The 23985-nt window shown below is 67.7% G+C and carries 12 protein-coding genes, 2 tRNA genes and 1 pseudogene; 6 read left to right on the top strand and 9 right to left on the bottom strand.

Going from position 1 to position 23985, the window contains the following annotated elements:
- Positions 1 to 14 precede the first annotated feature (14 nt).
- The 6 genes from OWM54_RS41070 (at position 15) to OWM54_RS43320 (ending at position 15602) form a co-directional block, all read left to right on the top strand.
- Positions 15 to 2447, top strand: a complete 2433-nt coding sequence (locus OWM54_RS41070) for a penicillin acylase family protein (protein ID WP_267700850.1) — start codon at positions 15 to 17, stop codon at positions 2445 to 2447.
- A complete protein-coding gene (locus tag OWM54_RS41065) occupies positions 2444 to 9475 on the top strand; it encodes an amino acid adenylation domain-containing protein (protein WP_267700849.1) in 7032 nt (2343 codons plus the stop codon). The genes OWM54_RS41070 and OWM54_RS41065 overlap by 4 nt, the downstream gene beginning before the upstream one ends.
- Positions 9476 to 9487: 12 nt before the next feature.
- The gene (locus OWM54_RS41060) at positions 9488 to 11236 is read left to right on the top strand and encodes a hypothetical protein (RefSeq protein WP_267700848.1); all 1749 of its coding nucleotides are present in this window, start codon (positions 9488 to 9490) and stop codon (positions 11234 to 11236) included.
- Positions 11237 to 11255: 19 nt separating this feature from the next.
- Positions 11256 to 12650 (top strand): MFS transporter, encoded by a 1395-nt coding sequence (locus OWM54_RS41055; protein ID WP_267700847.1) that lies wholly within the window; start codon positions 11256 to 11258, stop codon positions 12648 to 12650.
- Between the two features lie 76 nt (positions 12651 to 12726).
- A complete protein-coding gene (locus OWM54_RS41050) occupies positions 12727 to 14202 on the top strand; it encodes an McrB family protein (RefSeq protein WP_267700846.1) in 1476 nt (491 codons plus the stop codon).
- Between the two features lie 188 nt (positions 14203 to 14390).
- On the top strand, positions 14391 to 15602 hold the full coding sequence (locus OWM54_RS43320; RefSeq protein ID WP_324289194.1) for a 5-methylcytosine restriction system specificity protein McrC: 1212 nt from the start codon (positions 14391 to 14393) through the stop codon (positions 15600 to 15602).
- A 92-nt stretch (positions 15603 to 15694) separates the two neighbouring features.
- On the opposite strand, the gene OWM54_RS41040 is transcribed toward OWM54_RS43320, so the two are convergent.
- From OWM54_RS41040 to OWM54_RS41000, 9 genes and pseudogenes are all read right to left on the bottom strand, one after another.
- A tRNA-Pro gene (locus OWM54_RS41040) sits at positions 15695 to 15771 on the bottom strand.
- A gap of 207 nt (positions 15772 to 15978) precedes the next feature.
- A pseudogene (locus tag OWM54_RS41035) lies at positions 15979 to 16257 on the bottom strand (integration host factor subunit alpha); the annotation flags it as partial.
- Between the two features lie 99 nt (positions 16258 to 16356).
- The gene (gene pheT / locus OWM54_RS41030) at positions 16357 to 18771 is read right to left on the bottom strand and encodes a phenylalanine--tRNA ligase subunit beta (RefSeq protein ID WP_267700844.1); all 2415 of its coding nucleotides are present in this window, start codon (positions 18769 to 18771) and stop codon (positions 16357 to 16359) included.
- 93 nt (positions 18772 to 18864) lie between these two features.
- Positions 18865 to 19914 carry a phenylalanine--tRNA ligase subunit alpha gene (gene pheS, locus OWM54_RS41025; RefSeq protein WP_074952357.1) on the bottom strand — a complete coding sequence of 350 codons (1050 nt, stop codon included), beginning with the start codon at positions 19912 to 19914 and terminating at the stop codon, positions 18865 to 18867.
- A 158-nt stretch (positions 19915 to 20072) separates the two neighbouring features.
- A complete protein-coding gene (rplT, locus tag OWM54_RS41020; protein WP_141323077.1) occupies positions 20073 to 20420 on the bottom strand; it encodes a 50S ribosomal protein L20 in 348 nt (115 codons plus the stop codon).
- 92 nt (positions 20421 to 20512) lie between these two features.
- Positions 20513 to 20719 (bottom strand): 50S ribosomal protein L35, encoded by a 207-nt coding sequence (gene rpmI / locus OWM54_RS41015; protein WP_046713978.1) that lies wholly within the window; start codon positions 20717 to 20719, stop codon positions 20513 to 20515.
- A gap of 344 nt (positions 20720 to 21063) precedes the next feature.
- On the bottom strand, positions 21064 to 22992 hold the full coding sequence (gene thrS, locus OWM54_RS41010; RefSeq protein WP_223785854.1) for a threonine--tRNA ligase: 1929 nt from the start codon (positions 22990 to 22992) through the stop codon (positions 21064 to 21066).
- Between the two features lie 79 nt (positions 22993 to 23071).
- Positions 23072 to 23143 (bottom strand) — tRNA-Val (locus OWM54_RS41005).
- An 86-nt stretch (positions 23144 to 23229) separates the two neighbouring features.
- A complete protein-coding gene (locus OWM54_RS41000; protein WP_267700843.1) occupies positions 23230 to 23907 on the bottom strand; it encodes a uracil-DNA glycosylase in 678 nt (225 codons plus the stop codon).
- Positions 23908 to 23985: the final 78 nt, after the last annotated feature.

Genomic DNA, 23985 nt, shown 5'->3' with positions numbered 1-23985 from the left:
CGACCGACTCCGCCATGCGCCTCTACCTGCTCGTCCTCGGGATGGCCGCCTTCTCCAAGTGCGGGAGGGCGGAGCCGCCGCCCGCGCCGCTGAAGGCCACGATTCATCGGACCGCCCATGGGGTTCCGCACATCACGGCCTCGGACTACCGAGGCCTCGGCGCGGGCTACGGCTACGCGCAAGCGCAGGACCTGGTCTGCACGCTCGCGGACCAGTTCCTCAAGGTCCGGGGTGAGCGGGCGCGGTACTTCGGTCGAGGCGAGAAGGACGTCCACGTCGAGAGCGACCTCGTCTATCGGGGCCTCGCGCTGCGGCCCCGGGCCCAGGCCGCGTATGGGCGTCAGTCCCAGGAGGTCCGCGACCTGATGGAGGGCTTCGCACAGGGCTACAACCACTACCTGGCGCAGACCCCGCCGGAGCGACTGCCCGCGCCGTGCACGGGCGCGAACTGGGTGAAGCCCATCACCAGCCTGGACCTGCTCGCGTACCACCTGGATGTCTCGCTGTTGGACACGTTGCAGCCGCTCCTCGGGGATATCGCCAACGCCCAGCCTCCTGGTGTGGAGAGCGTGTCGACGAAGGAAGCCTCACTGCCCTTCGGGTGGCCTCCGGGGGTTCGTGAGACGAGCCTGGGGAGCAATGGCTGGGCGGTCGGGCGTGAGCGCTCGCGGAGTGCCGGAGGGATGCTCGTCGCCAATCCCCACTTCCCGTGGGAAGGGGCGCTGCGCTTCTACGAGAGCCACCTCACCATCCCGGGACGGCTGGATGTGTACGGCGCCTCGCTGGTGGGCATCCCGGTCATCAACATCGGCTTCAACCGGAATGTGGCGTGGACCCATACGGTGACGGCGTCGAGCCACTTCACCGCGTACCGGCTCCGCCTGGTCCCTGGAGATCCCACGGCGTATCTGTACGACGGGCAGGTCCGTCGGATGACGCACGAGGAGCACACGGTGGACGTGCTCGAGGCGGACGGGCGGATGAGTCAGGTGACGCGCACGTTCTGGCGCTCGCATTACGGGCCCATGGTCGAGCGGCCCGGCCTGGTCCCCTGGACGGACACGGTGGCCTACACGCTGCGAGACGCGAACGAGGACAACCACCAGTTCGCAGAGCAGTGGCTCCGGATGAACCGGGCGGAGAGCCTCGACGACCTCGCCGAGGTGGACCGCACCGTGCGCGGCATCCCCTGGGTCAACACCATCATGACGAGCGCTCGGGGAGACACCCGCTACGTGGACGCTTCGCGGGTTCCCCGATTGAGCGACGAGGCCCTCGCCGCGTATCGCACCGCGCGGGAGACGGTTCCGGACGTGAAGGCGTTCGCGAGCCTGCGCGTCATCCTCCTCGATGGCAGCACGTCGCGTGACGAGTGGGTCGACCTGTCGGGCCCGGGCCGAGGACTGTTCCCCGTCGACCAGGCGCCTCGCCTCACGCGAGCGGACTTCGTGATGAACGCGAACGATTCGGCGCGGTACACGAACCCGGCGGAGCTGCTCGCCTCGGTCCCCTTCCCTTACGAGAACTACGCGAGCCCGGGAGGCCGGCTCTCCAACCGCTCGCGCACGAACCTCGCCATCCTGTCGGAGAAGGGGCCGGATTCGGCTTCGGGACCGGATGGAGTCTTCACACGTGAAGAACTCGAGCAGGCCGTCCTGAACAATCGCAACTGGCTCGCAGAGCAGCTCAGGGCCCCTGTCGCGCAGCGCTGCCAGGGCGCGACGACGGTGTCGGTCAAGGAGGCGCAGGTCGACCTCCGCGAGGCCTGTCGACTGCTCGCGGAGTGGGACGGAAGGTTGGAGCTCGACCGCAAGGGCGCGCTGGTGTGGCGAGAGTTCCTGGGGCGGTTCACGCGCGCGGAGCTCAATGACCGGGGACCGCTCTTCGCCGAGCCGTTCGACCCGAGCCGGCCGGTGCAGACGCCCGCGGGACTGACTCCGGCACCCGCGTCGGGCCCGGACCCCATCCTCCAGAAGCTGGGCGAGGCTGTCTCGGTCCTGCGAGAGGCGAGCCTTCCACTCGATGCCCGACTGCGTGACGTGCAGTTCGCCCGGAAGGGGTCGCAGGTGATTCCGATTCACGGTGGCGTGGATGGAATCGAGGGCGCAGCGAACATCGCGGGCTTCTCGCTGGCGAACTCGACGCTGTTGCCGCGCACCGAGCGGAAGCAGGTGCTGTCGGAGACCACGGGCCTCACGTCGGAGGGCTACCTGGTCAATCACGGCGCCTCCTTCCTGATGGTGATGGAGTTCACCCGGGAAGGGCCCCGAGCAAACGCAGTGCTGGCCTACTCCGGGGCCACGGACCCGGCCTCGCCCTTCTTCGCCGACCAGACCCGGCTCTTCTCGCGGAAGCAGCTCCGCCCGGTCCTCTTCAAGCAGGAGGACATCCTCGCGGACCCGGCGCTCGTGACCACCGAGCTGGTGCTCGAGAGGACGGCGCCATGAAACCGGAGGCGCGATCCCAGACCATCCCGCGCCGTCAGGGAGATGGACCGACGCCGGTGTCCTATGCCCAGCGGCGCCTGTGGTTCCTGGACCGGCTCGCGCCGAACAGCCCGACGTACAATATGCCCTTCACGTTGCACCTCGCGGGCCCGTTGGACGTGGAGGCGCTGCGTCGGGCGTTCGAGCTGCTCACGCACCGGCACGAAATCCTGCGCACCACCTTCGAGGAGCGAGAGGGCGAGGCGTTCCTCCGCGTCCACCCTCCCTCGGCGTGGGCCATGCCGGTGGTCGACCTGTCCGGGAGTGATCCCGACGCACGCACCGCGGACGCGCGGAGACTGGCGGACGAGGAGGCACGGCGACCGTTCGACCTGGAGCGAGGGCCGCTGTTCCGGACCACGCTCCTGAAGCTCGATGCAGCCGAGCACGTGTTGCTCGTGAACATGCACCACATCATCAGCGACGGGTGGTCGACGGGGCTGATGATGCGGGAGTTCGCGGCGCAGTACGAGGCGCTGCGGCAGGGGCGCACGGCGTCACTTCCCGAGCTGCCGGTGCAGTACGGCGACTACGCGGCCTGGCAGCGGGAGCGCTTCACGGGAGGGACGCTGGAGAGGCAGCTCGCGTACTGGAGCGAACAGCTCGCCGACGTGCCCTCTTCACTGAGACTTCCCACGGACCGTCCGAGGCCCGTGGTGGCGACGGACCGGGGGGCGGAGCTCGTGGTCAAGCTGCCTCCGAAGGTCACGGAGGCGGTGAAGTCCTTCGCGATGCGCGAGGGCGCGACCCCGTTCATGGTGCTGCTCGCCGGGTTCCAGGTGTTGATGTCCCGGCTTTCGGGGCAGGACGACCTCGTGGTGGGGGCGCTCATCGCGGGCAGGACGCACCGTGAGCTGGAGGGGTTGCTCGGCTTCTTCGTCAACACGCTGGTCCTGCGCGCGGACCTGAGCGGCGACCCGACGGTGGAGCAGCTCATCGGTCGGGTGATGGAGACGACGCTCGGGGCCTTCGCGAACCAGGACGTGCCCTTCGAGATGCTGGTGGAGAAGCTCGCGCCGCCGCGAGAGCCGGGACGCCCTCCCCTCATCCAGGTGCTGTTCACCTTCCAGAACTCCTGGGCGAGCGCCTTGCGGCTCGAGGGTCTGACGGCGACGCCCATGGAGGTCTACAACGGCAGGTCGAAGTTCGACCTCACGCTCCAGATGGGAGAGAAGCACGGGAGCCTCGAAGCGGCCTTCACCTACAACGTCGACCTGTTCGATGCGGCGACCATCGAGCGCATCGGACACCAGTACACGACGCTCCTGGAGCGCCTGTGTGCCGCGCCTGCCAAGGCGCGCTGTTCGACGTTGGGTTTGCTGGACGAAGAGACTCGACGGAGCATCCTGGAGGAGTGGAACGCGACGACCACCGAGCTTCCACGCGATCGCTGTGTCCACGAACTGTTCGAGGAGCAGGCCGCACGACGTCCCGACGCCATCGCGGTGGAGTTCGAGGAGGAGCGCGTCACCTACCGTGAGCTGAACGCGCGAGCGAACCGGGTGGCCCACGCCCTGCGCGAGCGCGGAGTGAAGCCCGAGACACGGGTGGGCCTGTGCGTCGAGCGGTCCTCCGGGATGGTGGCCGCGGTGCTGGGCATCTTGAAGGCGGGCGGTGCCTACGTGCCGCTGGACCCGCGCCACCCACTGGAGCGACTCGCATTCATGGCCCGGGACGTGGGGCTGCGGCTCGTGGTGGCGTCGCGAGCACACCGTGGCGTGGCGGAGAAGCTGGGGGAAGTGCTGGAGCTCGGGACGTGGGTGGAGTCCTCGGGCGAGGTCGAGAATCCCCAGAGGGGAGCCACCGCCAGCAACCTGCTGTACGTGATGTACACCTCCGGTTCGACGGGCGAGCCCAAGGGCGTCGCGATTGAGCACCGGAACGTGGTTCGCCTCGTACGCGGCGCCAGCTACGCCGACTTCGGTCCGGAGGAGGTGTTCCTCCAACTCGCGCCGCTCGCCTTCGACGCGTCGACCTTCGAGCTCTGGGGCAGCCTGCTGAACGGCGGCAGGCTCGTGGTCCATCCGCCGCATGACCCGACGCTGAGCCAGCTCGCGACGCTGGTGAAGCAGCGCGGCGTGACGACGCTGTGGCTGACCGCGGGCCTGTTCCACCAGTTCGTGGACGAGGACGCACGGAGCCTTGCGCACGTCCGACAGGTCCTCGCGGGAGGAGATGCGCTCTCTCCGGGACACGTCCGGCGATTCCTGGAGGTCGGAGGATGCCGGCTCATCAACGGCTACGGGCCGACAGAGACGACCACGTTCGCGTGCTGTCACGCGGTGGTGCGCCCCGAGCAGGTCGGCAAGTCCGTGCCCATTGGCCGTCCCATCTCCAACACGACGGCCTATGTCGTGGACACACGGGGCGAGCTCGTCCCGGTGGGCGTCGCGGGTGAGCTGTGGATCGGTGGAGAGGGAGTGGGACGCGGCTACTGGAATCAACCCGAGCTGACAGCGACGAGGTTCGTGGAGAACCGTTGGGGTCCTGGTCGCGTGTATCGCACGGGCGACAGGGTCCGCTGGCGCGAGGATGGGACGCTCGAGTTCCTGGGCCGCATCGACTTCCAGGTGAAGCTGCGCGGCTTCCGCATCGAGCCCGGCGAAATCGAATCCGTCCTGCGCCGTCACCCGAGCGTCCGTGATGCGCTGGTCCTGGTCCACGAACACGGCCCCGGAGACAAGCGACTGGTGGCCTACGTCACCGTGAATCCAGGCGGGACACCGCCCACGCGCGAGGCGCTGCGAGAGCACCTGCCCGAGTACATGGTGCCCTCGGCCCTCATCACGCTGGAGTCCTTCCCTCTCACGGCCAATGGCAAGGTGGACCGCAAGGCGCTCCCGGCGCCGGAGGGACTGCTTCCAAGCACGGAGTATGTCGCCCCACGGAATCCCACGGAGGAGCGCCTGGCCGACCTCTGGGCCGAGATCCTCCGCGTCCCGCGTGTCGGTGTGCTGGATGACTTCTTCGCACTCGGTGGGCACTCCCTGTTGGCGACGCAGCTCATCTCGCGCATCCGCGCGCGGCTCGGGGTGGAGCTGCCACTACGGGCCCTCTTCGAGGCACCGACCCTGGCGTCGTTCGCCCAGCGTCTGGAGGCCGCACCCCGTGTCGAAGCACCGCTGCTCGTGCCTCGGCCGCGAACAGGGCCCGTGCCCCTCTCGTTCGCACAGCAGCGCCTGTGGTTCATCGACCAGTTGGAACCCGGGAGCGCCACGTACAACATCCCCGCCGCGGTGAGGCTGAGAGGCCCGCTGGATGTGGAAGCCCTCCGGCGCACCTTCGAGGCGCTCGTGGTCCGGCACGAGTCCCTGCGAACCACCTTCCCGTCGGAACAGGGCCAGCCCCTCCAGCGCATCGAGTCCCAGGTCGCCCTCCCCTTGAGCATCGTCGACCTGCGCGCCCTGCCCACGCGGGAGGCCGAGGCGACCCGACTCGCGCGCGAGGAAGCCCTTCGTCCGTTCGACCTCACCAAGGGCCCGTTGTTGCGGACCACCCTGCTCCTATTGGGCGAACAGGAACACGTGCTGCTGCTGACGATGCATCACATCGTCTCGGACGGCTGGTCCATGGGGGTGTTGGTACGGGAGCTGGGAGCCCCGTACGAGGGCTTCGCGTCGGGCCACGGGGTCACGATGCCACCGCTGCCCGTGCAGTACGCGGACTTCACGCTGTGGCAGCGGGACTGGTTGCAAGGCGAGGTGCTGGAGGGCCAGCTCGCGTGGTGGAAGCAATACCTCGAGGAAGCCGCGGTCCTCGAGCTTCCTACCGATAGGGCTCGACCCGCGGTCCTCTCGGCACGCGGTGCGGTCGTCCCGGTTCACCTGTCCCGCGAGATCTCCGATGCCGTCCTCGCCCTCGCGCAGCGCGAGGGGACCACGCCCTTCATGACGTTGCTGGCCGCATTCCAGGTCCTGCTCGCTCGGTACTCCGGCCAGGAGGACATCTCCGTCGGCTCGCCCATCGCGGGGCGTACGCGCGCGGAGACCGAGGGGTTGATCGGCTTCTTCGTCAACACGTTGGTGTTGCGCACCCATCTGAGGGGACACGCGTCGTTCCGGGAGTTGTTGTCCGAGGTACGGACTTCCACCCTCGCGGCCTTCCAGCATCAGGAGGTCCCCTTCGAGAAGCTGGTGGAGGTGCTCCAGCCCGCCCGCGACCTCAGCCGCAGTCCGTTGTTCCAGGCGTTCTTCGCGCTCCAGAACGCGCCCCTGGAGCCCCTGCGGCTGCCGGGCCTCACGTTCGAGCCCATTCCCACCGCACTCGATACGGCGAAGTTCGACCTCACCCTGAGCTTCATCGAGACCCCAACGGGCTTCGAGGGAGAGTTGGAATACAGCGTCGACCTGTTCGACCCGGCCACCGTGGCGCGCATGGCGGAGCACCTTCGCGTCCTGCTGGAGGGAGCGGTCGCTCATCCCGAGACGGCCCTGCGCGCCTTGCCTCTGTTGACCGCGCGGGAACAGCAACAGCTGCTCATCGAGTGGAACGACACGCGGGCCGAGTACCCGTCGGATGCATGCATCCACCATCTGTTCGAAGCCCGCGTCCGCCAAGCCCCCGAGGCCCTCGCGGTGGGCTTCGAGGACGAGAGGCTGACCTATCGGGAGCTGAACGAGCGCGCCAATCGGCTCGCACGACACCTGCGTGGGCTCGGAGTGGGGCCTGAGGTGCTGGTGGGCCTGTGTGTCGAGCGTTCCCCGGACCTGGTCGTGGGTCTGCTGGGCATCCTGAAGTCAGGGGGCGCCTGGCTGCCGCTCGATCCGACGCTGCCTCGTGAGCGCCTTGCCTTCATGGTGCAGGACAGTGGAGCGAGTGTGCTGCTCACGCAGAAGGCCTTGCGTGAACGAGTCCCGGGGGCCTTTGGGCACGTGGTGTTCGTGGAGGAGACGCGTTCGAGAGAACAGGGAGGAGACCTCGGACTCGCGTTCCCGAGCCGCGCGTTGGCGTACGTCATCTACACCTCGGGCTCCACGGGACGGCCCAAGGGGACGCTCGTCGAACACCAGAGTGTGTGCAATCTGGTGGTGCAGGAGGCGGAGGTCTTCGGACTCGGGCCGGGCGGCCGGCTGCTCCAGCTCGCCAACCTGGGCTTCGACCTGTCTGTCGAGGAGATCCTCACCACGCTGTGCGCGGGAGCCACGCTGTGGCTCGCGCCAGTGGAGAAGGCGATGCCGGGGCTGGCCTTGCACCAACTCCTACGGGACGCGGCCATCACGACCCTCAGCGTCACGCCCGCCACGCTGGCACTCACGCCCTCCGAGGGACTTCCAGCACTGCGGACAGTCATCTCTGGGGGCGAGGCCTGCGGGCCAGAGCTCGTCGCGCGTTGGGCGCCCGGTCGGCGGTTCCTCAACTCCTACGGTCCCACCGAGGCCACGGTGCTGGCGACCTTCGCCGAGTGCGAGACGAACGAGGGAACACCGCCCATCGGCCGCCCGCTCGCGAATGTCCGCACGTACGTGCTCGATGCGGCGTTGCAGCCGGTGCCGGTAGGTGTGACGGGGGAGCTGTTCCTCGGAGGCGTCGGAGTGGCCAGAGGCTATCTGGGACGCCCCGAGCTGACCGCGGAGCGCTTCCTGCCGGACCCGTTCAATCCAGTGCCGGGAGCGCGCATGTATCGGACCGGAGACCTGGTCCGCTATCTACCGACCGGCGACTTGGACTTCATCGGACGCATCGACACGCAGGTGAAGGTGCGTGGTTTCCGAGTCGAGCTGGGGGAGATCGAGTCGACGCTGCTCCAACACGCCGCCGTGCGCGCCGCCGTGGTGCTCGCACGTGAGGATTCGCACGGAGCCAGGCGGCTGGTGGCGTATCTCGTGCTCGCGCCCGGGCAGGAGCTGGAGGTGGATTCGTTCCGTGCGTTCCTCGGGAAGCACCTGCCCGAGTACATGGTGCCGGCGGCCTTCATTCCGATGGAGGAGCTCCCGCTCACGGCGAACGGCAAGGTGGACAAGAAGGCCCTGCCCGTTCCGGACGCCTCGCATCTGCACCATCGTGAGTACGTCGCACCTCGGGATGCGCTCGAGCAAGTGCTGGCGGACCTCTTCGAAGAGCTGCTCGATGTGCGGCCTGTCGGGCTTCACGGCGACTTCTTCGGGCTCGGCGGACACTCGCTCCTGGCCGTGCGACTGATGACCCAACTCCAGCAACGTACGGGGAGGACAATCCCCCTCTCCGCGCTGTTTCAGGCCTCCACGGTCGAGCGACTCGCCACGAAGCTCCGAGGCGATGAGGCCCCCTGGTCGCCCCTCGTCCCCATCCAGCCCCGCGGAAACCGACCACCCTTCTTCTGCGTGCATCCCGTCGGCGGCAATGTCCTCTGCTACGCGGAGCTGGCTCGACACCTGGGTTCGCAACAGCCGTTCTACGGACTCCAGGCGCAAGGGCTCGACGGCCGCCTGCCGCCACTTGAGTCCCTCCCTGAGATGGCGGCGCTCTACGTCCAACATGTCCGCGCCGTGCAGCCACGCGGCCCCTATCGCCTGGGTGGCTGGTCACTCGGGGCCGTCATCGCGTACGAGATGGCTCAGCAGCTGAAGCAACAGGGGGAAACGGTCGAGGTGCTCGTGCTCATCGAGCCCAGCCCCACGACCTATGCGCGAGGAGCGCCGATTGAAGGCGACGCTCCGTGGGCCGCGTTCACCACGGACCTGGCGCGAACGACGGGTGCTCCTGTTGAGAGTTCCGAGACACAGCTTCGTCCCTTGATGAGGGTCTTCACGGCGAATGCGAAAGCGCTGCATCAGCATGCGCTGCGACCGTGGCCGGGGGCGCTCACGGTCGTGCTCGGCACGGACACCACCGAAGCTGAAGAAACGCCCCAACCCGCTCGAGGTTGGGCGGCACTGGCGACCCAGTCCACGGAGTGCATCGAGCTTCCGGGCGATCACTACTCACTGTTGCGTCCGCCCCATGTCGAGGCACTCGCACGCCTCCTCACCTCTCTCCTGGAGCAGCCCGCGCTGCGCTCGATGAATGGCTGAACGGGGAAGCACATGAACGTCCATCGCATCAGTCCCGGAGACGCCACGAAGCGGACGCCCCACATCGCCATCGTGGGAGGTGGACAGTCCGCGCGGTGGTTCCTCTTCGCGTTGACGGAGCGGCTCGCGCGAGGAGAACGTGCGCTGCAAGGCTGCCGTCTCACCATCATCGAGGCACAGACGGAGGTCGGGACAGGCCTCGCGTGGAGCCGACGCAACGCACTGGAGGAGCATCTCGCGAGCCTGCCGGCGAAGATGAGCCGGTGGAGCTTCGGCGAGCGGCAACAGGTGCAGTTCCAGCGCACGCTGGGTCTCCTTCGAGAGCTGGGACTCTCGGTCGAGTTGATCACGGGCCAGGAGGCCCTGACGCTCGAACAGCAAGCAGAGCACTTTGAGATAGGCCTCGCGTCCGCGCCGTCGGTCACCGCCGACTACGTGATCCTCGCGACGGGCTATGGACAGCGGGCCTGGAGGAGCCGGGCCCTGCCGGAGTCCCTGCTGGATGGTCGGCCTGGAGTCCACGGTTCACCGTGGCCGGCCAAGGCGCTCCAGGACGCGGTGCTGGAGGGAGACGAGAACCGCCCCAAGCACGTCCTGATCCTCGGCTCGTATCTGAACGGAATCGACGCGGCGCTGTCGCTCGCGGTCAAGACAGGACGGTTCGTACCGGATGCCGAGGGTCGTCTGCACTATGAGGCGCACGAAGGCTTCAAGGTCACCCTGGGCTCGCGAACGGGTCAACTGCCGAAGGTCTGGGGGCGTGAGGCATCCTCGCCCTATCAACCACGCTGGTTCACGACGGAGCGGTTGCAGGAGACCTTCCAGACGAGCGGGAGCGGCAGGCTCCTCTCCATCGACACCACCCTGGAGATGCTGGGCGACGAACTGGCGAAGGCAGCTGGGCGTCAGCGCGGCCGTCGACGTGGAGCGCCCGTGCGTCGTCGCATCCGAGCATGGCAGCGGCGCCTCGCGCGCGCGGACAAGGCGGAGACGCTGCGTCAGGACATCGCCGCCGTGCTCACCACGGGGAAGCCGTACGGTGGCTACGAGCACATGCGAGTGGTGGAGTGGCAGATGTGCATCGACGCGGCCATCCAGTTGTGGAGTGAGAACTCCCCGTGGTTCTCCGCGGAGGACCACCTGTACTTCGAGCGTGAGCTCCGGACGACGTTCTTCAACACGATGTTGCCCATGACGCTGGGGAACGCGCTCCAGATTGAAGCCATGATGCGCTCGGGTCATCTGGAGGTCATCGCGCTGGGACGGGGTTATGAGCTCCATCCTGTGACAGACCCGGTCTGGCGAGTGAGCGTCACGTACGGAGATGCGCTGGGGCGCTCGCACACACGGCGGTTCACCGACGTGGTCGACGCCACGGGCCAGTACTCGAGCATCGAGGCGCATCCGTCGCCGCTGATTCAGTTCATGCTGGGCACTGGGCTCATCCAACCCGGCCTCCGCGCCTTCCGTTCGACGGAGGGGCTTTCGGTGCCCTCGGACAAGAAGAGGTCCGTCATCACCCGAGGGGAACAGGCCTACCTCGTCACCGGAGGCATCTACGTGAACCCGAAGACCGGAGAGGTCATCCCACGAGGCACGTACGAGTTGGAGTCCAGTGGGTCGAACCGGACGGCCATGTACGCCATGGGCCCGAACGTGTGCGGACAGTTCACCGACGCGCAGAGCCTGGGGCAGACGCAACGCGATTCACTCCGGATCGTCGCGGACCTGTGTCGGAAGCTGAGCGAGCAGCAACCGTGAGTTCGGGGGGCCCGGTCCGATGGCTTCTCGACAGGAACAACCGGATGGACCTGCCCTGGCCACGGGAACGCCAGTGGCAGGAGGCTTCGTAGTCCAGCCCAAGGAGTCCCCTGCCCCGGCCTTCGCCGTCTTCCTGCGCATCTGGGCAGGTCAGCTCGTCTCGATCCTGGGCTCCAGGCTGACGGCGTTCGCGTTGGGGGTCTGGGTCTACCAGCGCACGGGGTCGGTGACGCAGTTCGCGTTGATCTCGCTCTACACGGCGCTGCCCTCGCTCGTGCTCTCGCCGTTGGCGGGAGTGCTGGCGGACCGGATGGACCGTCGTCGGGTGATGATCCTGAGCGACACGCTGGCGGCGGCAGCCACGGCGAGTCTCGCGCTGCTGATGTTCGCGGGCAGGCTGGAGGTCTGGCACATCCACGTCTCCGTGATGGTGGGAGCCATCGCCAGCACCTTCCAGGTGCCCGCGTATACGGCGGCCACGACGCAGTTGGTGCCAAGGGAGCAGTTGGGTCGAGCCAGTGGCATGGTGCAGCTGTCCCAGTCCCTAGGGAGGCTCGCGGCGCCCCCCGTGGCGGGGTTGTTGCTCGTAGCAGTGGGCATCCAGGGCGTGATGCTGGTGGACTTCGCGACCTTCCTCGTCGCGCTGGTCACGCTGCTGAGCGCGAGGATTCCTCCGCTGGGTCGCATGCCAAGCACCTCCACCGCGCGAGGCTCACTCTGGCGAGATGCTTTTGAGGGCTGGCACTACGTCGCCGCGCGCCCAGGGTTGATGGGAATGTTGGTGTACTTCGCGCTCATCAACCTGTGCGCCGCCTTCACGGAGGTGTTGGCACAGCCCATCGTGTTGAGTCTGGCCTCGCCCGCGGCCCTGGGAATCACGCTGACCATCGCCGGGTCTGGAATGCTGGGCGGAAGCCTCTTGATGAGCGTCTGGGGCGGCCCGCGAAGAGGCCGGATGTATGTGGTGCTGGGTTCCGGAGCGATGCTCGGTGTGAGCCTCGTATTCGCTGGAGCGCGGCCGTCGCTCGTCTTCATTCAGCTCGCCGCCTTCTCGTTCATGTTCTGGGCGGCGGTGGCGAACGCCTCGAGCCAGGCGCTCTGGCAGGCCAAGGTCGAGCCCGCTGTGCAGGGACGCGTCTTCGCCATCCGGCTCCTGCTCGCCACCAGCCCGACGCCTCTGGCCTACGCGGTGGCAGGGCCGCTGGTCGACCGCGTCTTCGAGCCACGCATGGCGCCAGGGGGAGGATGGAGCACGAGCCTCGGCACCTGGATTGGAGTGGGTACCGGGAGAGGGAGCGCGGCGCTGCTCGTCATCGCGGGTGCGCTCGTCCTGGTGGCCACGCTCCTGGCGCTCCTCCACCCACGCATCCGCCGACTGGAAGAGGAACTCCCCGACGCAAGGCAGATACGGTGAAGGCCGGGCGGGTGCTCATCCTGGAGCCTTGACGTCGTCCTCCTCCTGCTCGAGCCTCTCTCCTCAAGGGAGAGCCATGGGTAAAGCCTTTGATGCGCTGCTGTCAGGGATGATCGAAGGCCGGGGGTGGGGGCAGATGGGAGACGCCGAACCCGTGCGTCAGCTCCTTTGGAATGTCTACGAGGAGCGCTATCACAAGGCCGACCATCACAAGTCGCGCTACCAGGTGCGGGTGAATCTCCAGAAAAAGGACGATTCCGCCGCGTACGCCGGATTCATCACTGCGGAGAACCCCACCTCGGGTCCGTACCAAGGGACGTCCTTCGTCTGGATGCCGGGAAAAGAAGGGAGCATCGCCGTCCTCGTGATTGGAACGGACGGCTTCGGTGCGGATGCACACATCCTTGGACGCCCTGGACACGCCCGCCGCCTTCGCGCATTGGCTCGACTCCACAAGGGCAAGCTGTGGGTGAAGCCTGACCTGCTCGATACGTCGTCACGAGTGCCAGAGACCATCGTCGAACAGTGGCCCGAGCAACTCGAGGCTGTCAGCAAGTCCTACGGCAGCGTCATCTATGCCGCCGTTCCGATTCGCTCAACCCATGATGGAGCGGTCGTTGAGGACCTTTTGGACCTCTTCTTTTCCGAGCATGACACCCCACTGACTGGCGCGACAAAGGACCGCTGGGAGACGCGCCACTCAGACATCTTGGGGGCCATCTTCCCGCAGGTGAACTTGGCACAGGTCCTGGAACTCCTTCAGGAGCGACGCTTCGTCATCCTCGAAGGCCCACCGGGAACCGGGAAGACACGACTGGCCTATGAAGTGGCGCGCCAGATGGGTCAGGTCACGCCCATTCAGTTCCATCCGGCCCGTACCTATGAGGACTTCGTCGTGGGGCTGTACCCGAAGCCTGCTGCGGGAGGGCTCGCATTTGAGGTCCGGATGGGTGACTTCTTGCGAGCCAATGCCGCCGCGGTGAAGGGAGAACACGTCCTCCTGATTGACGAGGTCAACCGCGCGGACCTCTCTCGAGTGCTTGGCGAGGCCATCGTCCTCCTCGAGCCCGGCGAGCAGCGCGAAATTGAACTGCCCCACCTTCCGGATGGATGGAGCGAGCGAAAGGTCTCCCTCTCTCGGGGGCTCCATATTCTTGCAACGCGGAACACCGCCGACCGGACCATTGCTCGAATGGACTTGGCGGTCCGTCGCCGATTTGCCTTCTTGGAGATGTGGCCGGATCGCCGCCCTGTGGACGATGAGGGCGTGCCTCTAGCGAAGGCATGCTTCGACGACGTCCTCCATACCTTCACCGAGTTTGCCGACGAGGAGACCCTGAAGCTCACGCCGGGTCACTCCTACTTCCTCGACCCGAGGCGAGACCAAGACACCAAGGCCCGGGAAAAGCGTGTAGCACGCCGCCTCGAACTTGAGCTTGTTCCGCTCCTTCGCGAGTACCTCTCCGAACGAATCGCCGGAAGCGCCAGTGAGCCCATCGCAGGCCTCGCAGATCGCATCACCTCGCGACTCCTGGAGGAGCGCGCCACGTGACACGTGGCAAGACGGCACCAGCGCGCGCCCGCGCAGAGAAACTTCGCCCCGCGCTCCCTCCCGCACGGCCCCTCATTCTTGCTGAAGACCACGGGAAGCCCGTGTTGCTGCCCGCCGAGAAAGTGGGCCAGTCCGGAGACCGGTGGGTTGAGCCGTTCCTTGCAGCCAACCGTCCTCTCCTGGAGCGGATGGACATTCGTACGGAGGTACGAGCGCAGCGAGGCGTCCATCTGGTCCTCCATCCAGGAGGGCGCATCGGCGCGGTACCGCTGCTTTCTCCATCCACGCGAAAGGTCGTCGCGGGGCTGTTGGTCGAGCCGCGCTTCCGTTGGACCTCTCTGGGCTCCGTCTTTGAACGCATCGGATTCTCGGTCGAGCCCACACTCGGTGATTCGCTGCTGGTGCCGGGGTCCGCGCGGCAAGTACCTCCGTGGCTCTTGGCGGCGCCGGTGCTGCGTCGCCTGGAAGCCCTTTGGCGACACCAACGTCGTGGGTTCGCGGAAGTGGAGGAAGAGCGTCCCAGCCCACGAGGCCGTATTGACTGGCGCACGTGGGCGACGCGGAACGTCCCTGTGGGCCGATGGGAGCGCTTCCCCTGCGCCTTCCCTGAGCCTGTTTTTGATCCACAGCTTCTGGGCGAGCTGCGCTGGACGGTGTCCCGCCTCACCGAAGAGCTAGGTCGCGTTGCGGAGACTCCAGTCGGCCGGACGCTGCTTGAGCGAACACGAAGTCTGGCCCTTCAACTCGGGCCAGGTCCGCAACAACGCCCCCGATCTCACCACCGTGCGTCGGAGTCGACGTTCGTTGCGGAGGCGCTCCAAGCCATGGGCTGGGTTGCGGATAAACGAGGCCTTGGAGGAACAGGCTCACTCGATGGGCTGTCCTGGAACCTGGCCATCGATGAGGTCTGGGAAGCGTGGGTTGCGACCTTCACCGCCGACCTCGCGACCCGACTTGGCCTGCAGCCTACGCCGCACGGCGGGGTGAAGTATCGGCTCAACTGGGCAGGCGGCCTCCAATCCATGGGCGCCCTTATCCCCGACGTAGCGCTCCGGGGCGCGGACCGCGTCGTCTGGGTGGACGCCAAGTACAAAGCGCACCTGTCGCTGTTGGCCCAACAGGGCTGGCGAAGACTGACCGAGGACGTGAGGAACGCTCACCGCGCGGACCTACACCAGGCGCTCGCCTACGCCAACCTCGCGGCCGTAGACCATGTGGACACGGTGTTGGCCTATCCGGACTTCAGCACGAGCGAGGAGCATCCCCTCTTTGCCGTCGCCACGATGGCCTCAGGCAAGAGGCGCGTCCGACTCATTCTCGCCGGCATCCCCTTCGGATTCAGGAGCCCGGCTCATCGGGAGAAGACGCTCTCCGCGTGGAGGACCGCGCTCACCTCCTGAGCATCCTGCCAGCCTCACGCGGAGCGAACCCATCCCAAAAGTCGAAGGCCCTGGAGCCCCCAGCTTTCGCCAAGGACTCCAGGGCCTTCTATTGGTCGGGGCGACAGGATTTGAACCTGCGACCACTTGCACCCCAAGCAAGTGCGCTACCAGGCTGCGCTACGCCCCGAGAACTTCTTTGCGGCCGCCGTCGTGAAACGGTGCGCCCTTATGCCCCTACACAACGCCCAGGTCAAGCAAGAGCAGCAGGGCGCCGTGGAAAAACCTACCCTTCCGAGTCCTCCATTCCCTCCTCGTCGAAGTCCTCGCCACGGGCCTCCGCCGCGTCCGCCGCCGCCTCCTCCCGCGCGTCGATCTCCGCATGATCCTCCGGCGGGGCCTCGCCGTTCAGCGCGCTCTTCAACACCTGGCTCGGCCGGAAGGTCAGCACCCGACGCGCCGAGATCTCGATCTCCTTGCCCGTCTGCGGGTTGCGGCCCACGCGCGCCTTCTTCTGGCGCACCTGGAAGTTGCCGAACCCGGAGATCTTGATCTTGTCCCCACGCTCCAGCGTCTCCTTGAGCGTGTCGAACACGAGCTCCACGATCTCGGCCGACTCCTTCTTCGAGAAGCCGACCTTCTCGTAGACGCCCTCGATGATGTCCGCCTTCGTCATGCGAATCCTCGGGATGCCCTCACCCTCAGCGCGGTGAACGCCCGGCCACTGTTGCAGCCTTCCCGAAGCCAAGTCAACCCTCTGACTTCATTCAGGAATTCAGGCACGCAACGAGGCACCCAGCCGCTGGTCCACCTCCGAGACGATCCGCTTGTGCGCCTCGTTGACCTCCACGTCCGTCAACGTCCGGTCCGAAGCCCGGTACCGCAGCGCGAACGCCAGGTTCTTCTTCCCCTCGGGAATCTGCTTGCCCGTGTACACGTCGAACACCAACGCGTCCTCCACCAGCGCCCCGCCCACCTCCAGAATCACCTTCCGCACCGCCCCCGTCTCCAGCTCCACCGGCACCAACACCGCCAAATCGCGCAGCACCGCCGGGAACTTCGGCAGCGCCCGGTACTCGGGCACCAGCCGGGACGCCGCGTACAAAGGCTCCGTGTCCAGTTCGAACACGAACACGCCCTCGGGCAGCCCCAGCGCCTTGACCACCTTCGGGTGCAGCTCCCCAACGTGGCCCAGCACCGTGCCGTCCGCCAGCTTCACCTCCGCGCTGGCTCGCGGGTGGTACGCCGACGGCCCGCCCAGCGACCAGGTGACTCCCTCCACCCGCAGCGCCGCCAGCAGCGCCTCCACCGCCCCCTTCGCGTCGTAGAAGTCCGCCCGCGCGTCCTTCTGCGTCCAGCTCCGCTCCCCACCCCGCAGGCCCCACACCAGGCCCGCCACCCGGTTCACCTCGCGCGCCGCCGGCCGCGTCCCCTGCCCGCCCTGCGCATCCCGGAAGTACGCCCGGCCCGTCTCGTACAGCGACACCGACTCCACCTGGTGCCTCACGCTGCGCGACAGGTTCTCCAGGAGCCCCGGCAGCAGGCTCGTCCGCATCACCGACTGCTCGACGCTCAGCGGGTTGAGCAGCGCCACCGGCTGCTCCTTCAGGCCCAGCACCTCCAGGCTCTTGGGCGCCACGAACGAGTAGTTCACCACCTCGTCCAGCCCCGCCCCCGCCAGCGCGTGACGCAGCCGCCGCTCGGCCTCCGAGTTCGCCGGCTCCGGCGCCAGCGACGCCAGCCCGCGCGGCAGCTTCGCCGGGATGTTGTCGTAGCCGAACACGCGGGCGACCTCCTCCAGCAGGTCCTCCTCACGCTCCACGTCCACGCGCGCCCGAGGCACCTCGTACGTCGCCTGCCCCGCGCCCTCGGACACCTGCTCGAACCCGAGCGCCGCCAGGATGCGACGCACCTCGACCTCCGGCACCGCCACGCCCAGCACCTTCTCCACCCGCGCGAAGCGCAGCGTCACCTGCCGCCGCGGCTTCTCGGCCGGGTACACCTCCACCCGACCCGGCGCCACCGTGCCGCCCGACAGCTCGGCGATGAGCTGCGCGGCGCGATCAATCGCCGGCACCACCGCATCCAGGTCCGCACCCCGCTCGAACCGGTGCGACGCCTCCGTGTGCAGCGCGTACCGCTTCGCCGTCCGGCGCACCCCGGCGCCCGCGAAGTTCGCCGACTCCAGCACCAGCCGCGTCGTCTTCTCGGTGACCTCGCTGTCCCCACCGCCCATGACACCCGCGAGCGCCTGCGGCCGCTCCTTGTCGCAGATGACCAGGTCATCCACGTCCAGCGTGCGCGCCTTGCCGTCCAGCGTGGTCAGCTTCTCGCCCTTCGCCGCGGTGCGGACGACGAGCTCCTGCCCCGACAGCTTGTCCAGGTCGAACGCGTGCAGCGGCTGGCCGTACTCCAGGTTCACGTAGTTGGTGACGTCCACCACGTTGTTGATGGCCCGCACGCCACAGGCCTTCAGTCGCTCCTGCATCCACTGCGGCGACGGCTTGATGGTGACGTTCTCCACCACCCGGGCCGCATACCGCGGGCAGCGCTCCGGGCTCTCCACCCGGACCTTCACCTTCTCGGACGCGGGCGAGCCCGACTCCACCGGCTTCGGCTGGGGCAGCTTCAACGCCGCTCCCGTCACCACGCCCACCTCGCGCGCCACGCCCAGGTGGCTCAGCGCGTCCGGCCGGTTCGGCGTGACGTTCACCTCCAGCACCACGTCATCCAACCCCAGCGCCTGCGCGATGGGCGTGCCCGGCTTCAGGTCCGGCGAGAGGATGAGCAGCCCGCTCGACTCCTCGCTCAGCCCCAGCTCCTTCGAGGAGCAGAGCATGCCGGAGCTGTCCACACCGCGCAGCGCCGCCTGCTTGATCTCCATCCCGTTGGGCAGCTTCGTCCCCACGGTGGCCAGCGGCACCTTGTCGCCGACCTTGTAGTTCTTCGCGCCGCACACCACCTGGATGAGCGCGTCCCCGCCCGCGTCGATCTTCGTGACGGAGAGCTTGTCCGCGTTGGGGTGCTGCACCGACTCCTTGATCTGCGCCACCACCACGCCGCGCAGGCCCTCGGCCGGACTCTCCTGGCCCTCAATCTCCAGGCCCGCCGCGGTCAACTTGCGCGCCAGCTCGTCCACCGACGGCGGCAGCGCCACGTAATCGCCGAGCCACTTCACCGAAATCTTCACAGGTCCACCCTCTTGCTCTCTCGGGACGAAGACAGGAGCGCGGGCCGCGCCACTCCTCCAGGGAGCGGCATGCGGGCCCGCGCCCGCCAGGACTCAGAACTGCTCGAGGAACCGAGCGTCGTTCTCGAACATCATCCGCAGGTCGTCGATGCGGTAGCGCAGCATGGCGATTCGCTCCACGCCCATGCCGAACGCGTACCCCGTCACCTCGCCCGGGTCATACCCCGCGGACGTGAAGACGTTCGGGTGCACCATCCCGCTGCCCAGCACCTCCAGCCACCCGGTCTGCTTGCACACCCGGCAGCCCTTGCCACCGCACGAGGTGCAGGAGATGTCCACCTCCGCCGACGGCTCGGTGAAGGGGAAGAACGACGGCCGGAAGCGCGTCTTCGTCTCCGAACCGAAGAACGCCTTCACGAACGCGTCCAGCGAGCCCTTCAGCTCCGCGAACGTCACGTCCTTGTCCACCAGCAGGCCCTCCACCTGGTGGAACATCGGCGTGTGCGTGATGTCCGAGTCGCGCCGGTACACCCGCCCCGGCATCACCGCGCGGATGGGCGGCTTGCGCTGCAGCATGTAGCGCACCTGCACCGGCGACGTGTGCGTGCGCAGCAGCACGGAGCTGTCCGCCTTCTTCGCGTGCCCCAGCGAGGGCTCGTCCACGTAGAACGTGTCCTGCATGTCCCGCGCGGGGTGGTCCTTCGGCAGGTTCAGCGCCTCGAAGTTGAAGTAGTCCAGCTCGATCTCCGGACCACTCGCCACGTCGAAGCCGAGCCGGGAGAACGTCCGGACGATGTCCTCCATCGTCCGCGACACGGGGTGCCGGCTGCCCGGCTTCACCGCGCGGCCCGGCAGCGTCACGTCCAGCCCGGGGCCCTGCAGCTGCGCCTCCAGCTCGGCGTCCTCGACCCGCTGGAGGGCGGCGGACAGGAGCGTCTCCAGCTCCGCCTTCACGGTGTTGGCCACCTCGCCCAGCGCCCGGCGCTCGTCCGGGGCCAGCTTGCCCATGCCGCCCAGCACCGCGGACAGCTCGCCCTTCTTGCCCAGGTAGCGGACCTTGAGCGCCTCCACCGCGGGCCTGTCCGAAGCGCCCGCAATCTCCTGCCGCGCGGCCTCCGCCAACGCCTGCAACCTGTCTCGCATGGCCGTGTGCCTCCGTTGTCGCTTCCCCGGGCCCGTGGGCTTCTTCCGGGACAAAAAAAAGGGCCGCCTGGTGAGGCGACCCGTTCACTCTCGCAGGCGGGCGGCCCGTGAAGGCCACCCCACCCGCTCTGTCACCCGCCCGTGAGGGCCGGCGTGTCTCAGGCCGCCTTCGCGATGTTGGCGACGGCCGCGAAGCCCGCGGGATCCGCGATGGCCATGTCCGACAGGACCTTGCGGTCCAGACTGATCTTCGCCTTGGCCAGGCCCGCGATGAGCTTGGAGTACGAGAGGCCCACGGTGCGGGCCGCCGCGTTGATGCGGACGATCCACAGGCGACGGAAGTCGCGCTTGCGCTGCATGCGGTCACGGCTGGCGTAGTCCAGCGCGCGCTCGACCGCCTGGTTCGCCCGGCGGTAGCAGTTCTTGCGACGGCCGCGGAAGCCCTTGGCCAGCTTCAGGATACTATTGCGACGGCGACGAGCCTTTACACCCTTCTTGACGCGCATGTCTCACTCACTCCGTACTGCGTAGGTTGTCGGTCCCGGGGCGCAGGCTTCACGCCGCTCCACCAGGGACGTCAGGGTTGCCGAGCCGAGGCTCAGGCCCCGTAGGGGAACATCTCCTTGATGACCTTCTTCGCGTCCATATCGCGAAGATGGCTGGTGCCGCGGTTGCCGCGCTTCTGCTTCGGCGTCTTGGCGTGCGTGAAGAGGTGCTTGCCGTAGGCCTTGCCGTGCTTGACCTGGCCGCTCTTCTTCACCTGGAAGCGCTTCTTCGCGCCACTGCGGGTCTTCAACTTCGGCATCGTCCTGATTCCTTCCTTACAGCGTGCCGTCAGCTTCGCGGCCTCAGGCGTTGTCACTTCCAGGCCACGGCGGGAGGCGGCAGCCTGTATCACTCTTTCGTCTCGACTGGAACGGCTACCGCACTCAGAAGTGGCACCGCGCGCCTACACGGTCGCCGCCTCTCCAGGTTGCCTGCCCACTCCCACACCGTCCGTCCGCCCTGGCCACCCTCCCAGTCCTCCACCCTCGCCCAGCCACCCGCTCGCTCACCACCCGAGCGGTGTACGCCCCCATCGGAAAGCGCCGCACCTTACTTGGGTGCAACTGGGAGTCAAGACCCGTCCGCAAGACGCGGGCCAACTGCTCACGGCAGCGCGGACTCCTTGGCCAGCAGGGCCTCGAAGTCGGTGAGCTTCATGCTCTTGAGGTCCTCGCCGCCGTAGCGACGGGGGGACACGCTCTCGGAAGAGACCTCGTTGTCGCCCACCACGAGCGTGAACGGGATCTTCTGGAGCTGGGCCTCGCGGATCTTCGCGTTGAGCGACATGCCGCGATCATCGAAGTCCACCCGGAAGCCCTTGGCCCGCAGGGTGTCGCGCACCTTGCGGGCGTAGTCCGCCTGACGGTCCGCCACCACGACGATGACCGCCTGGATGGGCGCGAGCCACGCCGGGAAGGCCCCCGCGAAGTGCTCGATGAGGATGGCCGTGAAGCGCTCGAAGGAGCCGAAGATGGCGCGGTGGAGCACCACGGGGCGGTGCAGCGCGTTGTCCTCGCCCACGTAGGACAGGTCGAAGCGCTCCGGGGCCAGGTAGTCCAGCTGCATGGTGCCCAGCTGCCACCGGCGACCGATGCTGTCGGACACCGCGAAGTCGATCTTCGGGCCGTAGAAGGCGCCGTCGCCCGGGGCCAGCTCGTACGCGAGGCCCAGCGACTCGAGCGCCGTCTTGAGGCCCGCCTCGGCGCGATCCCACAGGGAGTCGTCCCCCAGGCGCTGCTCGGGACGGGTGGACAGCTTCACCGCGTACGTCAGGCCCACCGCCTTGTAGACGTGGTCCAGCAGCTTCACGAAGCGCTTCACCTCGTCGGTGATCTGCGCCTCCGTGCAGTAGATGTGCGCGTCGTCCTGCGCGAACTGGCGCACGCGGGTGAGTCCACCCAGGGAGCCCGCCGCCTCGTTGCGGTGCAGCACGTCCTGGGTGTGCAGGCGCAGGGGCAGGTCGCGGTAGCTGTGCTTCTTGAAGCCGTAGAACAGGTGGTGCGACGGGCAGTTCATCGGCTTGAGCGAGAAGTCATGCTCCCCCGACTCGCTGTCGAGCACGAGGAACATGTTCTCCTTGTACTTGCCCCAGTGGCCGCTGGTCTCCCAGAGCCCCTTGTTGAACATCAAGGGGGTCTTGATCTCCACGTAGCCGTCGTCCTTCGTCAGGCGGCGCATCCAGTCGGAGAGCGTCTGGTAGAAGGTGGTGCCCTTGGCGGTCCAGAAGGCCGCGCCCGGCGCGTACGGGTGGAAGTGGAAGAGGTCCAGCTCCTTGCCCAGCTTGCGGTGGTCGCGCTTCTTCGACTCCTCGATGCGCGTCAGGTACTCCTGCAGCGCCTTCTTGTCGAAGAAGGCCGTGCCGTAGACGCGCTGGAGCATCGGGTTGCGGTGGTCGCCGCGCCAGTAGGCGCCGCTCGAGGAGAGGATCTTGATGACGCCGATCTTCCCCGTGCTCGGGGCGTGGGGCCCCAGGCAGAAGTCCACCCAGTCGCCGTGGGTGTAGAGGGTGAGCGTCTTGGCGCCGCGCTCGGCGATGTCCTTGACGATCTCCACCTTGAACTTCTCACCCTTCTCCTCGAAGAGGCGGATGGCCTCCTCCATGGAGATCTCGGTGCGGACGAACGCCAGGTCCTTCTTCAGCTCGGCGTTGGCCTCGGCCTCGATCTTCTCCAGGTCCTCGGGCGTGAAGGGCTTCTCGCGGAAGAAGTCGTAATAGAAGCCCTCCTCCGTCGCCGGACCGATGGTCACCTGCGTGCCGGGGAAGATGCGCTGGACGGCGCTGGCCACCACGTGGGCCGCGTCGTGACGGATGAGCTCCAGCGACTCGGGGCTCTTGGGCGTGAAGATCTGCAGCTTCACGTCCTCGTCCAGCTTGCGGCTCAGGTCCATGTCCTGGCCGTTCACCCGGGCGAACAGGGCGGCCTTCGCCAGGCCCGCGCCGATGCCCTCCCGCACGAAGTCCGCGATGGTCGTCCCCCGGGCCGTCTGCTTCTGGGTGCCGTCGGGGAGCGTCACGGTGATCATGTCGGACATGCGATACCTCCGAAAAAACCGCGGGCGGCAGGGCTCTTGAGAAGCCGTGCCGCCCGCTGGAGATTCACTTCAACTGAGTTGGGTCGTAGTGGGATCGAACCACTGACCCCTACCGTGTCAAGGTAGTGCTCTACCGCTGAGCTAACGACCCGTTGGTGCTGAGGTGGCGCGGGGAATACCAGCGGGCTCCCGCGACTGTCAAGCAAACACGCAGATGAGCCTTCGATCTTCCTTCTTTTAGCGGATCAGCGCGTGGACCCTCGCCATCACCGCGTCGAACATGGCGGGCGTCAGCCGCCCCGTCTGCGTGTTCTGCTGGCTCACGTGGTAGCAGCCCACCAGCGTCCGCCCGCCCGGCAGCGGCAGCTCCGCCCCATGCCCGAAGGCCGGCCGGGGCGAGCCGAACGTCACCCCCGTCCGCTCCAGCGAGGCCAGCGCCGCGTTCCAGCCGATGGCGCCCAGGGCGAGCAGGACCCGCGCGGGCAGGAGCGCCATCTCGCGGTCCAGGAACGGCGCGCAGCGGGCCACCTCCTCCGGGAGCGGCTTGTTATCGGGGGGAGCGCAGCGGGCGGCCGCCACGATGAAGGCGTCCTTCAGGGCCAGGCCGTCGTCCCGGTGCTCGCTGGTCCCCTGGTTCGCGAACCCCGCGCGGTGCAGCCCCGCGAACAGGAAGTCGCCCGAGCGATCTCCCGTGAACATCCGCCCCGTCCGGTTGGCTCCGTGCGCGGCCGGCGCCAGACCGACGATGACCAGCCGGGCCCGTGGATCACCGAACCCCGGGACGGGACGGCCCCAGTAGGTCCACTCGCGGTACGCACGGCGCTTCACCCGGGCGACCTCCTCGCGCCACTCGACCAGCCGGGGGCAGGCCCGACACGAGGTGATCTCCTGGTGCAGCTTCTCCAGCTTCGTCAACGCGCGCTCCTGTTCAAGGCGGCCCTCCGCCGCTCGAAGCCAGCCCGGGCATAACGCGGAGGCCCGCTCCTGGCGCGG

The sequence above is a fragment of the Myxococcus sp. MISCRS1 genome (assembly GCF_026626605.1).
Lineage (GTDB): Bacteria > Myxococcota > Myxococcia > Myxococcales > Myxococcaceae > Myxococcus > Myxococcus fulvus.
Note: the sequence above shows the minus strand (reverse complement) of the source record. Positions and strands in the feature narration are given on the sequence as shown.

Coding starts and splice junctions, on each gene's coding strand:
- OWM54_RS41065 (WP_267700849.1), top strand. CDS start 2,444: ATGAAACCGGAGGCGCGATCCCAGACCATCCCGCGCCGTCAGGGAGAT.
- OWM54_RS41050 (WP_267700846.1), top strand. CDS start 12,727: ATGGGTAAAGCCTTTGATGCGCTGCTGTCAGGGATGATCGAAGGCCGG.
- OWM54_RS41070 (WP_267700850.1), top strand. CDS start 15: ATGCGCCTCTACCTGCTCGTCCTCGGGATGGCCGCCTTCTCCAAGTGC.
- rpmI (WP_046713978.1), bottom strand. CDS start 20,719: ATGCCGAAGTTGAAGACCCGCAGTGGCGCGAAGAAGCGCTTCCAGGTG.
- thrS (WP_223785854.1), bottom strand. CDS start 22,992: ATGTCCGACATGATCACCGTGACGCTCCCCGACGGCACCCAGAAGCAG.
- rplT (WP_141323077.1), bottom strand. CDS start 20,420: ATGCGCGTCAAGAAGGGTGTAAAGGCTCGTCGCCGTCGCAATAGTATC.
- pheS (WP_074952357.1), bottom strand. CDS start 19,914: ATGCGAGACAGGTTGCAGGCGTTGGCGGAGGCCGCGCGGCAGGAGATT.
- OWM54_RS41060 (WP_267700848.1), top strand. CDS start 9,488: ATGAACGTCCATCGCATCAGTCCCGGAGACGCCACGAAGCGGACGCCC.
- OWM54_RS43320 (WP_324289194.1), top strand. CDS start 14,391: ATGGACATTCGTACGGAGGTACGAGCGCAGCGAGGCGTCCATCTGGTC.
- OWM54_RS41055 (WP_267700847.1), top strand. CDS start 11,256: ATGGCTTCTCGACAGGAACAACCGGATGGACCTGCCCTGGCCACGGGA.